Source organism: Kitasatospora phosalacinea (assembly GCF_000716545.1).
Classification (GTDB): domain Bacteria; phylum Actinomycetota; class Actinomycetes; order Streptomycetales; family Streptomycetaceae; genus Kitasatospora; species Kitasatospora phosalacinea.
Genome location: NZ_JNWZ01000221.1, coordinates 1 through 226 on the forward strand (window position 1 = coordinate 1; position 226 = coordinate 226).

The 226-nt window shown below is 74.3% G+C and carries 1 pseudogene; it reads right to left on the bottom strand.

Features of this window, described 5'->3' with window-relative positions:
• A pseudogene (locus tag OO48_RS34230) lies at window positions 1-226 on the bottom strand (acetyl-/propionyl-CoA carboxylase subunit alpha); the annotation flags it as partial.

Below are 226 nucleotides of genomic sequence, written 5' to 3' on the forward strand. Positions count from 1 at the left end.
GGTCTGGCCCTCTTCGACGGCGACCTTGACGATGGTGCCCTGCATGGGGGAGGCCAGGGTGTCGCCGGAGGCCGCCGAGGTGGCCTTCTTGGGGCCCGTTCGGCGCTTGGCCTTGGTGGTGCCCGTGCCGGTGGCGGGGGCGGTGGCGGCGCCGAGGGAGGAGGGCAGGGAGACCTCGATGCGTTTGCCGCCGACCTCGACGACCACGGTCTCGCGGCCCTCGGGC